Genomic DNA, 13,950 nt, shown 5'->3' on the forward strand with positions numbered 1-13,950 from the left:
TCTGCAAGAAAGCCATGTCGCTCACTCAAAGTATTCGTGCCAGCGTGACAACATAGACGTCTCCCGACCCGGCTTTCCGAATGGTTTTGGCACATTCGTTGACCGTCGTGCCGGTAGTAAAGACATCATCGACCAGCAGTACTGTTTTCCCTTTGATTGATTCAGGCGAAGTGACTGCAAACGATCGACGGAGATTTTTGAGGCGGTCCTTACGTGAAAGAGCGGTCTGTGGTGTGGTTTGACGAGTTCGAATCAATGTCGTGAAGGTCAGCGGAATATGAAAGTGCGTGCTTAGCCGATGGGCAAGCAGTAATGATTGATTGTACTCCCGCTCGCGTAAACGAGCGGAATGCAGGGGGACTGGCATAATGAGATCAATGGGAGGGAGCGACCTTAATGACGAAATCATCAGGCGAGCCATTGGGCCAGCTAAAGAAATCTTTCCGTAGTATTTCAGTAATCCAATCGCTTCTTTGAGGGGAGATTGATAAGGATACAATGTCCAGGCTTGGGTAAAGGCTGGAGGGCGTGTTCGGCAGGCGCTGCAAGAATGTTTCGGGCTGTATCGCAAGGCCATGTGCGAAGCAAAGGGGAGAGAGCAGCGAGGACATGACGGGCCAATTATTGGATGGATGGTGTTCCAACATGATCGACAGAAAAATGGAATAGGGTCACCCCAGAGTAGACACTTGCAACTTGCACAGTTGACGGGAAGAAGTGCATGAGAGAGTTGACGAGCGAGTGTCTGGGATTTGGCCGTGAAGGAGTATGTTAGCATTGGTGATAATTCAACCTGTTTTAGTCTGCAGGTGTAAACACGGAATTCCTGTTTCTTTTCGTTGTGAGAACGGGTTTTCCTGTGATATACGAAGTGAGGCTGATACTTGAGTAGATTAGGCCACTGTTTTTGCACGAGTCAAACGGTGTATGGCTTGATAGAAGGCAGGCATGTGTCGTGGTGACGTTTCAACATGTTGTCAAACATTATGTTCGGGGCTCTTCGGTGATCACGGCACTGTCCGATGTGTGCCTTGAAATAACTGCGGGACAATTTTTGGCGATCATGGGTCCAAGCGGTAGTGGGAAGAGTACGGTTTTAAACCTTATTGCGGGATTGGATGTCCCGACATCTGGAGACATCTTGCTCAAAGGTCAATCCACACGTCAATTTGGAGATCGAGAATGGACAACTGTTCGCAGAGAGTGGTTAGGGATTGTCTTTCAAGCGTTTCATCTTGTGCCTGGCCTCACGGCAATGGAAAATGTTGCTCTTCCTCTCCGTTTGCAAGGTAAACCGTCACGCGTGATTCGCCAATCTGTTGAAAATATGCTAGAAATTGTCGGGCTTCAAGGACGTGCCCAGCATCGGTCGAGTGAGTTGTCAGGAGGCGAACAGCAGCGGGTGGCCATTGCACGTGCATTTGTCCATGCCCCCAATCTCATTTTAGCGGATGAACCCACGGGTAATTTAGATTCTCAGAATGGTATGGAAATCGTCTCGCTTCTGAAACGCTGCTCTCAAGAATTTGGTCAAACGGTTATTCTTGCCACACATTCTGAAGCTGCAGCCGCAGCGGCTGATTTCCAACTGACATTATGTGATGGACATTTCTCTTAATAGCCGTTTGAGTTATACCGAAATGATAAAGCGCCAATTTGTACTATTTTATATCCAATAGGTGATATGACACGTCAATCATTGCCAGTTATAGCAGATTCAATGATTTTTCGTACTTGGATATCGCGTTGAAAGTCATTATGGTTTAGATGGAACGTATTTGTATTCGCTATAATCCAATCGGGTATAACCTTCCGACGTTTGATACGTCTGACTTCGTTGTGGAAGTCTGAATAGTTAAATGAGAAATTAAATTGGATTCGCTATAACTCCATGGATCTTTCAACAACCATCGCTGGTGTGCACTTTCCAACCTGTCTGATGAATGCGTCAGGTGCTCGATGTGTAACGGAACACGATCTGCACAAATTAGGAAATTCTCATGCCGGGGCCATTGTGACGAAGTCGATGACGCCGCACGAACGAAGTGGGAATCCTGAGCCTCGTTATGTTTCATTTGACGGGGGGTCTATTAACTCGATGGGGCTTCCCAACCTCGGCTATCAAGCCTATGCCCAGTTGATTCCAGACCTTCGTCAGTACAAGAAACCTGTTGTCGCAAGCATTGCCGGTCTCAAACCTGCCGATTTTCTTGAAGCGGTTAAAGCGATCAACGTCGCGAAGCCCGATCTTATGGAAATCAACTTGTCTTGTCCTAATATTCCCGGTAAACCGCAAATCGGCTATGACTTTCAGGCATCTGAAGAATTGCTCATGAAAATTCGTGATCTAGCCGTTCCCCCCATTGGAGTCAAGTTGCCTCCATATTTTGACCCTGTCCATCATGAAGCCATGGCCGAAGTCCTGACCCGTGTCGGGGTCTCGTTTATTTCCGTCATTAACTCTGTGGGAAATGGACTCGTGCTTGATGCTGAGACGGAAACCGTGGTGATTAAACCAAAAGGCGGATTCGGGGGGCTTGGAGGACGAATCATTAAACCCGTGGCCTTAGCCAATGTTCGAGCCTTTTGGAAATTAGTCGGCGAGAAGATTCAGATTATTGGTACTGGAGGTGTTGAGACAGGCCAGGATATATTCGAGCATCTCTTGTGTGGGGCTTCGGCTGTGCAAATCGGCACAGTCCTGGTAGATGAAGACGTGAAAGTCTTCGAACGCCTCAAGCACGAATTAGCTGGCTGGCTTCGTAAAAAAGGATATGATTCGGTAGCCGAATGTCGCGGAAAGCTAAAAGCATTGTAAGGTACGAATTCGATGCCAGATGTGGTTATTTTACCATCGATCCTTTAGGGATTAGGCGAAGCGCAAGAGCTTGGCGAAGGAGTTGGGCCACATTTCGAACGCGGAGACGGCGCATTAGATTGAAACGATGAACCTCCACGGTTCGAACACTGATATCGAGCCGTTCCCCGATTTCACGATTGGTGTAACCCTGTGCGACAAGCCGGAGAATTTCTTTTTGTCTGGTAGTTAGGGACTGCTCGTCATTCTGGTGTGCTGGAGGATTCACATCTTGATCCCGTCTAGAGGGCTGGGTTTCGGTCACGCTTGACCACTTAAACTCACGCATCTTTGTCTAGTTAATTTACCATAAGCTTATATCCTGAGACAACACTCTATGTACGCAGTGTTTACGGCTACATTCCTGCTTGTCCGAGAACATCTCAGGCAACGTCCAATTCGCACGAGTTTGACCATTTTGGGGGTTGCGATCGGCGTCTCGGCCTGGCTGGCAATTCGCTTGGCGAATGGCGAAGTCTTTCGATCATTCGAAGCCTCTGTGGAAACCGTGGTTGGTGAAGCCTCAATTCAGGTTTCTGGTCAAGACGGTGATCTTGATGAACGTCTTTTACGCACTATCAGGACGCATCCAGCTATAGAGGCAGCCCATCCCGTACTTCAGACTTTGGCTTCAGCTAAGAGAGAAAACTCCCGGGAGCACCAGATCTCTATTCTTGGCCTGGATTTGCTTGAACTGGCCAATATGGATGGAGTGAATTTCTCTGAAGTAGAGGAAGAAGAACCTAATCTTGAGTTCCTGTTGTCCATGGATTCAGTTTTTTTAGGGCATGGATTGAGTCAAAAAATGGGATGGGAGGTCGGTGATATTCTTGAGATCGATGTTGGGCAACAAAATGTTCAATTGGTGATACGCGCCTTTCTCACCCCTTCCAGTCCCACCCGTCGACAGTTGGATGATATGGCTGTCCTCGATATCGCCGCTGCACAAGCATTATTTGGTTATGCAGGCCGATTGACCCAAGTCAATCTTGTTCTTTCAAAGCAGGCTGACATTTCTACCGTGATGGAAGAGCTCAAGGCGATGCTTCCGTCTAGTACGAGGCTGACTCGAACGAGTCAACGAACACAACAGGTTGATGCAATGGTGAAGGTTTTTCAGTTCAATTTGACGATGTTGAGCACCGTAGGGTTGTTGGTCGGTCTCTTTCTCGTCTACAACGCGATGTCTTTTTCTGTCGTGCAACACCGTCGGGAAATAGGAATTTTGCGTGCTATTGGTATGTCACGAGTTCAGATTAGTCTGGTTTTTGCTTGCGAAGCCATGGTGGTGGGCTTGGCCGGAGGACTTGTCGGGTGCGGTCTTGGCTTCATCATGGCACAAGTGCTTTCATCTCTTGTTAGTCAAAGCGTGACAGATTTGTATGGTGTAGTCACGGCTGATGTTGTGACGTTATCTTTATCCATGGTGGTTGAAGGTGCAGGTCTGGGGCTTGTCGTGGCGCTCATAGGAGCGCTTCGCCCCTGTTGGGAGGCCAGCGGAACTATTCCAACTCAAGCCTTAGCCCCTGGGGATTATGAAGAGGTGACAACGCGGCGCGGCGGATTTTGGGCATGGGTGGCTTTAGGGCTCTTTGGATTTGCGGGAGTGTTGAGCCTCTTCCAACCGCTCTGGGGTGTTCCAGTTTTAGGATATGCGGCGGTGTTTCTGATGTTGCTTGGTTTCACATTATTGGGCCCGCTTCTTATTCGCAGTTTACAGGTATTTACGTCGGCTCGTGCATCTGGTGAATGGAGTGTGGCCAGTGCATTGGCTGCCGAGCAACTGGTTCGGAATCCCGGGAGAAGTAGTGTCACGCTGTCTGCGTTGGTCATTGGCCTTGCGATTATGGTGGGTGTGGGAGCCATGATTCAAAGTTTTCGGTATACGGTAGAATTGTGGATTGACCAAACCATGGTGGCTGATGTGATTGTTGCGCCGACCTTGTGGTGGGAGGGCAGTGATCGCGACAAAGAAGACGCGAGTCTTTCGTCTGATTTGCTAGGCATCGCACGGGACATTCCAGGTGTGACGGCTATTGATCCATATCGTGAAGTGCAAGCTTTGGCCGAAGGCGTTCAGGTTGCATTGGTGTCTCGCGATATTCGCCTGCATGCTGAACGCAGCCAGTATTTATTCGAATCAGGTGATTCTGACACGATTTTGAATCAGATGGTCAGTCTGAATGGCGTGATTGTCTCGGAGGTGTTGGGCGAACGCCTGGGAGTGCAGCGTGGAGATGTCGTGCGCATTGCGACTCCTCAAGGCCTCAAAAAGTTTTCCGTCCTGGGAAGATTTTATGACTACTCGACAGATGGTGGAAAGATCGTCATGGACCAGAGTGTGTATCAGGATTTTTGGGCAGATCACGAGGTCAGTGTCTTGGCCGTTTATCTCGAGCCCGGAACGGAATTGGCGAAGACACGCAAACACATTGAAGATCTTTTGGGTGTGCGGCAGCCTGTCACCACAATCAGTAATGGAGAGCTCAGAGCGGAAATCTTAGAGATTTTTGATCGTACGTTCCGTGTAACCTATGTCCTAGAGCTGATTGCACTCTGTGTGGCGGTGTTAGGCATCGTGAACACGTTGATCACGGCAATTCTTGAACGACAGCGGGAAATGGCGACGTTACGTGCACTTGGGGCCAGTTCACCCCAAATTCAAAAACTGGTGTTTTGGGAATCAGGGTATCTTTCAGCATTAGGCGCTATTCTGGGTGTAGCCGGAGGGTTAGCGTTATCGATTCTTTTAGTAAAAGTTATTAACAAGCAATCTTTTGGGTGGACGATTCAACTAATGATTCCATCGATAACCATTATTGAAGCTGTCTGTGTCGCCGCTGTCGCTGGTCTACTGGCTGGATACATTCCTGCTCGCTGGGCCGCAAGGCAGCCCATTGCAGAGGGATTACGATATGAGTAGCAACCCGATTGCTTGGATGTGACTCTTCTTGGTTTCCCCCTTTCCCTTTAACATGATTAATGGCGGAATTACAGAATTGCTGTTATACTGAAACCATGCAGAGTAAAGTCACTATCAATGAACGCGGTGCTCTTACTATTCCAGCCAGAATGCGGGCGACTCTTGGAATCAAGGCCCATGACGAGCTGATCATCGAGGACACCGAACAAGGCTTACTATTACGTCCCGCCTTCAGCGTACCCATTGAAATCTATACCGAAACACGAATCAATGAGTTTGCCAGTGAGGAAGAGGCCATCGGCAAGCTATTGCCCCCCGAAAAGTAGATCAGGGAGACTTCGTGATTTGTGTCTTTCTGGATGCCAATGTCTTGTTCTCAGCGAGCAATATTGGCGGCAACATCTTTCGCCTGGTACACCTACTTATTGAAAGAGAAGAGGCCGTGACGAGTGACTTTGCCGCTGAAGAAGCTCGGCGGAACGTTCAACTCAAACGACAGCCATGGGCTGAGAATTTGAATGCGTTACTGCGTCAGGTTCGGGTGGTTCCATCAATCCAGTTCGATCTGCCGGTCAAGCTATCCGACAAAGATCAACCGATCCTCTGTACCGCCATTCGTTGCGGATGCCAATATCTAGTGACTGGTGATAAGCAGGATTTCGGACACCTCTATGATCGCAGTATTGACGGAGTCACAATTATCACCTTGACACGGCTCGCCAAAATCGTGGTACAGGCACGCAGGAATGTTGAAAGACTATGACGCTGTCTTACTGCCATTTCAACAATTAACCGACTAGCTTTTGTCATCTAAAGTAGATCAAAAACTTCATGCCCGGATTATCCGTCGGTTTGATGCTCTCAATGTCGCCCGCAAGCTCGAAGATTTGCAACTTCCAGGCTTCGACCTTCATATGCTCTCGGGCCACAAATCAAAACGCTATACGATCTGCCATGCAACTGAGTATCGCCAAAGCTGCTGATTTAATTGGTGTCACGCGTCAGTATCTTGGGGATGTGGTTAATGCCAAGAAGCCCATGTCCATGAGTCTGTGCTACAAAATTGGCAAACTCGCCGGTAATGGAACAGACCTTTGGGCCAATATGCAAACAGCGTACGATCTCTGACAAGCGAGGCAGGACAAGACACTCCAGGACAACGTAAAAAGTATGCCGACCTTTGACATGATAAGTGCGTATCGTTGAACTCACCACCAATAGCGGCCATTCGTGAAAACGAACATGGGAAAAGTGGCCTGTCTTCAGTATCCTTTTTACAGATTTTTTGAACGAAAAAACTTACGGATTCAGGTTAAAAGAGAGCACGGCATGGCAATTGATATTGGCGGGAGCCCGATAGCTTTGGAGGCTGATGGGGAGATTCCACCAAGCCTATCCTCCTTGATATTTACTCACAATTTGTTCTCTTCGTTGTAAAATGTGTAGCCGGTATTCGGGGACTCGGAGTTTTGGCGAGTTGCTTCGATAATCTCTTCGGCATAGATCATCGGCGAATCAGAGGGATCATTAAGCACCTGCTGTAAAGTGGAATCTTCTCGGACTATCTGAACGGCAGCCATTTCCGCAGCCTTAGGGTCCTGTGCTTCAACGAATCGTCGTATAGAAGCCGAGGCGTTTTTGTTCTCCCTCCAATTCGAGCAAAAAATTACAACCATTCAGTAGTACACGCCATTCAGCCATTGCACCGACCATTCAAAATCAAATCGCATAAATAGTGAACATATTGGTCAATATAGACCAACCATGTAACAATTCCCCTACGCGATCTGTTTCATGTTAATCTATTCATTCCTCTTCTTCTCCCTCGCAATTCAAGCCCTGTCTCCGGAGCAATGGATATTGTCGCGACAGGCTTTGGCCTATCTCCCCCATAACCCTAATGCCCGCTTTGGGTCGTGTTCTGCCGATCAGGTTGCGACTCGTTTTGACGCCGTCTATCAGGTCAAGTGCTGTTTTAGACGGTCTGATGGACTGTTGCGGTTTCCGGCTGATAGGTGACTTCAACGGTAAAACCAAGGTCTTCAATCATGTTTTGGACTTCGGCTGCGGGTTGGCCTGGTGTCGTGAGATACCCATCGACAAAGAGTGAGTCGGCTACATAAAGAGCCAAGGGTTGTAATGATCGAAGGTTCCATTCTCGGCCACCGGCAGCCCGAATCTCTCGTCGTGGATGGAGGAATCGAAACATGCAGAGAATTTTGAGGCATCGACGAGGAGACAACTGACTTGTGCCCTCAAACGGTGTTCCAGGAACCGGGTGCAGCATATTGAGTGGTATGGAATCTGGATCAAGGTCTCGAAGGGAAAAGGCTAAGTCGATGAGATCTTCATCGGATTCACCCATGCCGATAATCCCGCCTGAGCAGAGTTCCAGGCCAGCCGTTCTGGCATGCTTCAGAGTAGCCAGTCGATCTGCAAAAGTGTGAGTCGTACAAATCGAGGCATGATAGGCTTCGCTGGTATTGAGATTATGGTTGATGCGATCAACCCCTGCCGCTTTCAATTCTTTGGCTTGTCCTTCATTCAGTAAGCCCAATGAGCAACAAACTTGAATCGGGATTTCTTCTTTAATCTGTCTCACGGCAGTTGAAATTTGAGAAATTTCTCGATCAAGCGGGGAACGGCCGCTAATGACAACGCAAAAGCGTTGGGCTTTGGCTTCAGCAGCTCGTCGTGCTCCTTGAAGCATATCTTTGGGTGAAACCAGCGCGTAGCGGTCAATGTCTGCAGTTGAAACCGATGATTGAGAACAGTAGTGGCAATCTTCCTGACAGGCCCCGCTTTTGGCATTGAGTAACATTTGAAGCCGTACCGTGTTCCCAAAATGAGTTCGTCGAATACGGTAGGCGGCGTTAATCAAGTCAAGTAATTGTTCATCCGGAGTTTGAAGCAAGGCAAGGGACTCTGTTCTGGTGAGACAGGTATCGGCTAATGCGCGGTCTGTGAGATCTATCAAGTCAGTCATGTGAGTCCCCTTGTGTCAGCAATTGAAATGCTTATGCCGTTGCTTAAACTACCAGGCTTAACTGCCATATCGGGCGGTAGGCGATGGTGTCTTTTTAATGGTTTGGTAGGGATGAGATGGTTGTTCTTCATGTGTTAGTTCAGGAATGGGAATGCGTGGAGCATCCGACCACATCTTTTCTAGAGCATAGTATTGTCGGAAATCTGTTTTAAAGATATGCACCACAATATCTTCATAGTCCAGCAAGATCCACATGGAGGTTCCTGCCCCTTCTATCAGCGGAGTTGTGTGGTACTTGGTAGCTATTTCTTGAGCAATATAATTGGCAATGGCCTTCACTTGACGCTCGGATTCACCTGATGCCAGGATGAAGTAGTCAGCAATCGAAGTGAGGTTTTGTACATCAAGAACCAACACATCCGAGGCCTTTTTGCTCAAGGCCGCTTCTGTAATGGAAAGAGCTTTCTGTTGAGAATAGGGAATATCAGAAGTCACAAAAATTAGGCCTGAAATAAATGATGCTCAAGTATATAAGATTCTATAGAAGGCGGCAACCAATCCGAAACGGTGCGCCTTTCTTGTAGATATGTCCGAATCAACGAAGCCGACGCCTTGCATGGGGGGAGCGAGAGGAATGTGAGCTGTTTTCCTGTGGGGAGGGAGATTGGTAATTTGTGAATATGGCCCTTCTCAAGATTCTGTAGGCTTTGCAGTGAGATCGGTGGTAAGCACGATACCGATGAAATATTTGTGAAATCGACATCAGGTCGTGAGCACACAATAAAGTTGCATAGTTCTAATAAGCGAGGGGCTTCTTTCCAGGTATGGAATTCTAAAAATGCATCAAGTCCAATAATGAATGACCAGTGTGTCACCTCTTGATGCATGTGTTGAAGCTTTGTCAGTGTGTCGACGGTATAGGAGACGTTGGTAGATCGAATCTCGATATCCGATGCCGTAAAGGCAGGGTTGTGCTCAAGTGCCATTTCAACCATCCTCAGTCGATGGTGTGCTGGAGCAAGAGAATTGGATTTTTTATGGGGCGGATCCCCTGTCGGAATAAAGAGGATGTGATCAAGGTTGCACTCGGCTTGTGCCTGTTCGGCAATGTGCAGATGACCGCAATGAATAGGATTAAAGGAGCCACCTAAGAGTCCGATGTGCATAAGAAAGTCTAGACTGGAGATAAAGAAAGTTTCAGGTTTAAGGTCTCAAGTTTAACGTATTGGCTGTCTATTTTAGACCTTAAACCTGAAACGTTTCTGCTAGAGAATGACCAGGTTATCCCGGTGAATGACTTCCTCGTACTCACGTTTCCCGAATTGTTTTTGAATATCCCGCGTGTTGAGTCCTTTGATTTGTTGAAGAACTTGAGCAGAGTAATTGACTAAACCCTTGGCAAACTCTTTGTCCTTCTTATCAGTACAGGTGACGGGATCGCCTGCATTAAAATAGCCTTGTACGTCAAGGATTCCAGAGGGGAGAAGACTTTTCCCGCGTTGCTGTAATGCCTCAACGGCACCATCGTCTAATTGGAGCTGTCCCTTAGAACGCAGGGTAAAGGCGATCCACTGTTTGCGGCTCTTGAGCGGGCTGATGTGAGGGAGAAAGAACGTGCCTCCAGGTTTCCCGTCTAACACGTTGGGAAGTAGTCCCTGTATCTCCCCATTCAGGAGTAAGGTTGAGACGCCAAATCGTGCCACATGCTTGGCAGCTTGAATTTTTGTGACCATGCCTCCTCGGCTTTCCTGGCTTCTCGACAGACCAGCAGTTTGCTCTATTGATTTTGTGAATTTCTCGACTAATGGAATCAGAGTTGCCGAAGGGTTCTGGCGAGGATCTGCGGTATAGAGGCCATTAACATCTGAAAGAATGACTAAGAGGTCTGCATCGATCAGGTGTGCAACTTGTCCGGCTAAGTTATCGTTATCACCAAATCTGATCTCATCAACAGATACCGTGTCATTTTCGTTAATGATCGGAATGACTCCATACTTTAAGAGAGAGGTTAACGTATGACGGGCATTGAGAAAGCGTTTCCGATCTGCAAGGTCTTGGTGAGTGAGGAGAATTTGCGCGACCTTGTCTCCGGTTTTTTCAAAGGATTTTTCATAGGCGCGGATGAGTCGGCTCTGCCCCACTGCGGCAGCCGCTTGCTTGAGAGGAATCGATTTCGGGTAGGCTTTTAGGCCGAGTGGATGAATTCCCGCAACAATGGCTCCCGATGATACAACCACGACTTGCCGGTTGTTCGCATGAATTTGAGCGAGATCGTTGGCAATGGATACAATTTGCGCAATTCGAAGGCCGTCATCGCGAGAGGCCACTAAGCTGCTTCCAATTTTGACGACAAGGCGTTTGGTTTGTGTTAGGAGCTGGTCTCGCATGTATTTCTCACGTTGGAGACTTGCTGCGCTAAAAAGGCTAACAATGCTGGAAGGCCTTCACGGGTGACGGCAGAAATTGGGAAGAACGAAAGCTGGTGTGATTCACAATACGACTGTAAGGTTTGTCGTAACTCTCCAGTGCCTTGACTATCTATTTTTGTGGCCACAACGGCAAAGGGGCGTTGTGCTAAATCGGCATCGTAGGATTCGAGTTCATGTCTCAGTGTGAGTAAGCTCGTGACAGGATCCTCAACGGACCATTCTGAAATATCAAGAAGAAATAACAAAAAGGCTGTACGTTGAATATGTCGCAGAAATTGAAAGCCTAAGCCTTTGCCTTCATGGGCGCCTTCGATCAAGCCTGGAATATCGGCGACCACAAAACTTTGGTCCTCTGTGACACTCACGACGCCGAGATGCGGACGTAGGGTGGTGAATGGATAGCTGGCAATTTCCGGATGAGCAGAGGAAATCGATGAGATGAGTGTAGATTTCCCGGCATTGGGAAGTCCAACCAGTCCAACATCCGCAAGAAGTTTCAGTTCTAAAATCAATGAACGTTCTTCACCAGGAGTGCCAGTTTCGAATTCCCGAGGGGCACGATTGGTTGGCGTGGCAAAGTTAGAGTTTCCGCGACCGCCTTTTCCACCGTGGGCGATAATGACAGTTTGTTGATCGTTGATGAGATCCGCGAGAATGGTCTCTGTGTCTTCTTCCTTGATAATTGTGCCAATAGGGACGGGGATAATGACGTCAGCTCCTGCGCTACCTGATCGGTTGGAGCCTTGCCCGTAGTGTCCTGAAGGGGCTTCGTAATGACGGAGATATCGGAAGTCGAGCAACGTCGAGACGCGTGTTGAGGCCTTGAAGATAATATGGCCGCCATGGCCTCCATCACCGCCATCGGGCCCTCCTCGAGGAACGAATTTCTCTCGACGAAAACTGCACGCCCCATCGCCTCCCGAACCAGCTTTCACAGCGATGCGGGCTTGATCAATAAACATGGATGTCCTTGTTGCTCAGGAAGATATTTCGCAGCAATGTTCAGGAAGGAGCCAATCTAATGATTGACGAAGAAATCGAAGCGAGAAGCCTCAGTGCTGATCACGCAGGAGGGTAGATACTCACTTTTCGCCGGTCTTTACTTCCTTCGAATTTCACCGTGCCGGTGACTTTTGCGAAGAGGGTGTAGTCTTTTCCAAGCCCGACGTTCAGCCCTGGATAAAACTTGGTTCCCCGTTGTCGAACAATGATGCTCCCAGCGCAAACGGCTTCGCCTCCATAAGCCTTGACTCCCAGGTATTGAGGGTTACTATCACGACCGTTTCGAGAGGAGCCTCCTCCTTTTTTATGTGCCATTTGTCAATTCTCCGTTACGGGTAAATGCGTTTAGGAAGGGTTTACGATTTCCCCAATGCGAATTTGTGTGAATCCTTGGCGGTGGCCTTTAGTTCGGCGATAATTTTTTCGTCGTTTTTTCTTAAAAACACGAATCGTTCGAGTCCTCCCGTGGCGAAGAATTTCAGCTTTGACCAAGGCATTGTCGATTTTTGGAGAACCGAAAATTGCTCCACTGTCACCGTGGATACATCGAACATCAGGAAGCTCAATAACTGCCCCTACGTCTCCGACCAACGTTTCTACTTGAAGCACGACCCCAGGCTCGGCCCGGTATTGCTTCCCACCTGTTTCAATAATAGCATACATACATATTCTCCCTTATTGTACTGATTTTTATCACGGTACTTAAAATGGTGTCAAGATTTTAGAATGACCTTACATCGTCCGATACGTTCGTTGACAGCCAATCACACCACTGCTATATACCATTCGGGAAGCGGTTCGCGTAGCCTTATCGGTAGGATTGATATATGGACACTCCGAGTCAAAAAATTTGGATGGATGGAACGTTTGTTGATTGGAATGATGCATCTGTCCATGTGTTAACGCATTCTCTTCATTATGGGTTAGCTGCATTTGAAGGAATCCGTTGTTATCAAGGCGAGGTGGGGTCAGCAATTTTTCGTTTATCGGAACATGTGGACCGTCTCTTCGAATCGGCGCATATCACCATGATGAAGATTCCCTATTCGAAGAAAGATGTGACTGATGCCATTATTGAGACGGTTCGAATTAATGAACTCAAATCCTGTTATATCAGACCGATTGTCTACTTGGGCTATGGTCCAATGGGTGTGTACCCCGGTGAGAATCCCGTTCGCTTGTCGATTGCTGCATGGTCTTGGGGCGCGTATCTCGGGGATGATGCGCTCGCAAATGGAATCCGGGCCAAAATATCCTCTTTTACCCGTCATCACGTCAATGTGTCGATGACGCGTGCAAAAATCTCTGGTTACTATGTGAATTCTATTCTCGCAAAATGGGAGGCCAAAAAATCTGGATACGAAGAGTCCATTCTTCTAGATCCGGATGGATATGTTGCTGAAGGAACCGGTGAAAATGTGTTTATTGTCAGTAAGGGTATTCTGAAAACCACTCCCTTAACTTCGATTTTAGAGGGGATTACACGAAGTTCCATCATTCAATTGGCTAAGGATAAGAAAATCCCTGTCCTTGAAGAGCGATTTACGCGAGATGCGATGTACGTGGCTGAAGAAATATTTTTAACGGGTACCGCGGCTGAAGTGACGCCTGTTCGTGAACTCGACGATCGAATGATTGGTCAAGGCAAGCCCGGCCCCATAACAAGTACCTTGCAAAAAGGGTTTTTTGATATTGTTCAAGGGAAAGATCCTGCCTACGCAAACTGGCTCACCCCTGTTTTCTAACCTACGTT

17 protein-coding genes are annotated in these 13,950 nt (G+C 47.9%); 7 read left to right on the plus strand and 10 right to left on the minus strand.

What is annotated here, in order from left to right:
- Positions 1–25: 25 nt before the first annotated feature.
- Positions 26–778, minus strand: coding sequence for a phosphoribosyltransferase family protein (locus ACWQXP_RS19770; RefSeq protein ID WP_454064560.1), 753 nt, complete (start codon positions 776–778; stop codon positions 26–28).
- A gap of 177 nt (positions 779–955) precedes the next feature.
- On the opposite strand from ACWQXP_RS19770, the gene ACWQXP_RS19775 reads away from it, so the two are divergent.
- Positions 956–1,618 carry an ABC transporter ATP-binding protein gene (locus ACWQXP_RS19775; protein WP_454064561.1) on the plus strand — a complete coding sequence of 221 codons (663 nt, stop codon included), beginning with the start codon at positions 956–958 and terminating at the stop codon, positions 1,616–1,618.
- 273 nt (positions 1,619–1,891) lie between these two features.
- Complete coding sequence (locus ACWQXP_RS19780) at positions 1,892–2,818, plus strand: dihydroorotate oxidase (protein WP_454064562.1); 927 nt, start codon at positions 1,892–1,894, stop codon at positions 2,816–2,818.
- A 25-nt stretch (positions 2,819–2,843) separates the two neighbouring features.
- On the opposite strand, the gene ACWQXP_RS19785 is transcribed toward ACWQXP_RS19780, so the two are convergent.
- Positions 2,844–3,146 (minus strand): LuxR C-terminal-related transcriptional regulator, encoded by a 303-nt coding sequence (locus ACWQXP_RS19785; RefSeq protein WP_454064563.1) that lies wholly within the window; start codon positions 3,144–3,146, stop codon positions 2,844–2,846.
- Between the two features lie 48 nt (positions 3,147–3,194).
- Here ACWQXP_RS19785 and ACWQXP_RS19790 point away from each other — a divergent pair, with 48 nt between their 5' ends.
- From ACWQXP_RS19790 to ACWQXP_RS19805, 4 genes are all read left to right on the plus strand, one after another.
- Positions 3,195–5,780: an FtsX-like permease family protein gene (locus ACWQXP_RS19790; protein WP_454064564.1), complete on the plus strand. Its 2,586-nt coding sequence runs from the start codon at positions 3,195–3,197 to the stop codon at positions 5,778–5,780.
- A 95-nt stretch (positions 5,781–5,875) separates the two neighbouring features.
- A complete protein-coding gene (locus ACWQXP_RS19795; protein WP_454064565.1) occupies positions 5,876–6,106 on the plus strand; it encodes an AbrB/MazE/SpoVT family DNA-binding domain-containing protein in 231 nt (76 codons plus the stop codon).
- Positions 6,107–6,120: 14 nt separating this feature from the next.
- Positions 6,121–6,543, plus strand: a complete 423-nt coding sequence (locus ACWQXP_RS19800; protein ID WP_454064566.1) for a PIN domain-containing protein — start codon at positions 6,121–6,123, stop codon at positions 6,541–6,543.
- 191 nt (positions 6,544–6,734) lie between these two features.
- Positions 6,735–6,908 (plus strand): hypothetical protein, encoded by a 174-nt coding sequence (locus tag ACWQXP_RS19805; RefSeq protein ID WP_454064567.1) that lies wholly within the window; start codon positions 6,735–6,737, stop codon positions 6,906–6,908.
- Between the two features lie 284 nt (positions 6,909–7,192).
- Here ACWQXP_RS19805 and ACWQXP_RS19810 read toward each other — a convergent pair whose 3' ends face one another.
- From ACWQXP_RS19810 to rplU, 8 genes are all read right to left on the minus strand, one after another.
- Positions 7,193–7,456, minus strand: a complete 264-nt coding sequence (locus ACWQXP_RS19810; RefSeq protein WP_454064568.1) for a hypothetical protein — start codon at positions 7,454–7,456, stop codon at positions 7,193–7,195.
- 299 nt (positions 7,457–7,755) lie between these two features.
- On the minus strand, positions 7,756–8,766 hold the full coding sequence (gene bioB / locus ACWQXP_RS19815; protein WP_454064569.1) for a biotin synthase BioB: 1,011 nt from the start codon (positions 8,764–8,766) through the stop codon (positions 7,756–7,758).
- Between the two features lie 57 nt (positions 8,767–8,823).
- On the minus strand, positions 8,824–9,261 hold the full coding sequence (rsfS, locus tag ACWQXP_RS19820; protein ID WP_454064570.1) for a ribosome silencing factor: 438 nt from the start codon (positions 9,259–9,261) through the stop codon (positions 8,824–8,826).
- Between the two features lie 5 nt (positions 9,262–9,266).
- Positions 9,267–9,932 carry a nicotinate-nucleotide adenylyltransferase gene (gene nadD, locus ACWQXP_RS19825; RefSeq protein WP_454064571.1) on the minus strand — a complete coding sequence of 222 codons (666 nt, stop codon included), beginning with the start codon at positions 9,930–9,932 and terminating at the stop codon, positions 9,267–9,269.
- A gap of 99 nt (positions 9,933–10,031) precedes the next feature.
- Complete coding sequence (proB, locus tag ACWQXP_RS19830) at positions 10,032–11,153, minus strand: glutamate 5-kinase (protein WP_454064572.1); 1,122 nt, start codon at positions 11,151–11,153, stop codon at positions 10,032–10,034.
- Complete coding sequence (obgE, locus tag ACWQXP_RS19835) at positions 11,135–12,157, minus strand: GTPase ObgE (RefSeq protein WP_454064573.1); 1,023 nt, start codon at positions 12,155–12,157, stop codon at positions 11,135–11,137. The genes proB and obgE overlap by 19 nt, the downstream gene beginning before the upstream one ends.
- Before the next feature lie 100 nt (positions 12,158–12,257).
- A complete protein-coding gene (gene rpmA / locus ACWQXP_RS19840; RefSeq protein ID WP_454064574.1) occupies positions 12,258–12,512 on the minus strand; it encodes a 50S ribosomal protein L27 in 255 nt (84 codons plus the stop codon).
- 30 nt (positions 12,513–12,542) lie between these two features.
- Entirely contained in the window at positions 12,543–12,860 is a 318-nt protein-coding gene (gene rplU / locus ACWQXP_RS19845) for a 50S ribosomal protein L21 (protein ID WP_454064575.1), read from the minus strand.
- A 164-nt stretch (positions 12,861–13,024) separates the two neighbouring features.
- Between rplU and ACWQXP_RS19850 the strand changes: the two genes are divergently transcribed.
- Positions 13,025–13,942 (plus strand): branched-chain amino acid transaminase, encoded by a 918-nt coding sequence (locus ACWQXP_RS19850; protein ID WP_454064576.1) that lies wholly within the window; start codon positions 13,025–13,027, stop codon positions 13,940–13,942.
- The last annotated feature ends 8 nt before the right edge of the window (positions 13,943–13,950 follow it).

The organism is Candidatus Nitrospira salsa (assembly GCF_965152625.1).

What these genes read in the sequence shown, in the direction of transcription:
- ACWQXP_RS19805 (WP_454064567.1), top strand. Translation starts at nt 6,735, where the DNA reads ATGCAACTGAGTATCGCCAAAGCTGCTGATTTAATTGGTGTCACGCGT.
- ACWQXP_RS19785 (WP_454064563.1), bottom strand. Translation starts at nt 3,146, where the DNA reads ATGCGTGAGTTTAAGTGGTCAAGCGTGACCGAAACCCAGCCCTCTAGA.
- ACWQXP_RS19770 (WP_454064560.1), bottom strand. Translation starts at nt 778, where the DNA reads ATGCTAACATACTCCTTCACGGCCAAATCCCAGACACTCGCTCGTCAA.
- ACWQXP_RS19810 (WP_454064568.1), bottom strand. Translation starts at nt 7,456, where the DNA reads ATGGTTGTAATTTTTTGCTCGAATTGGAGGGAGAACAAAAACGCCTCG.
- ACWQXP_RS19780 (WP_454064562.1), top strand. Translation starts at nt 1,892, where the DNA reads ATGGATCTTTCAACAACCATCGCTGGTGTGCACTTTCCAACCTGTCTG.
- nadD (WP_454064571.1), bottom strand. Translation starts at nt 9,932, where the DNA reads ATGCACATCGGACTCTTAGGTGGCTCCTTTAATCCTATTCATTGCGGT.
- ACWQXP_RS19790 (WP_454064564.1), top strand. Translation starts at nt 3,195, where the DNA reads ATGTACGCAGTGTTTACGGCTACATTCCTGCTTGTCCGAGAACATCTC.
- rpmA (WP_454064574.1), bottom strand. Translation starts at nt 12,512, where the DNA reads ATGGCACATAAAAAAGGAGGAGGCTCCTCTCGAAACGGTCGTGATAGT.
- bioB (WP_454064569.1), bottom strand. Translation starts at nt 8,766, where the DNA reads ATGACTGACTTGATAGATCTCACAGACCGCGCATTAGCCGATACCTGT.
- ACWQXP_RS19850 (WP_454064576.1), top strand. Translation starts at nt 13,025, where the DNA reads ATGGACACTCCGAGTCAAAAAATTTGGATGGATGGAACGTTTGTTGAT.
- rplU (WP_454064575.1), bottom strand. Translation starts at nt 12,860, where the DNA reads ATGTATGCTATTATTGAAACAGGTGGGAAGCAATACCGGGCCGAGCCT.
- ACWQXP_RS19795 (WP_454064565.1), top strand. Translation starts at nt 5,876, where the DNA reads ATGCAGAGTAAAGTCACTATCAATGAACGCGGTGCTCTTACTATTCCA.
- obgE (WP_454064573.1), bottom strand. Translation starts at nt 12,157, where the DNA reads ATGTTTATTGATCAAGCCCGCATCGCTGTGAAAGCTGGTTCGGGAGGC.
- proB (WP_454064572.1), bottom strand. Translation starts at nt 11,153, where the DNA reads ATGCGAGACCAGCTCCTAACACAAACCAAACGCCTTGTCGTCAAAATT.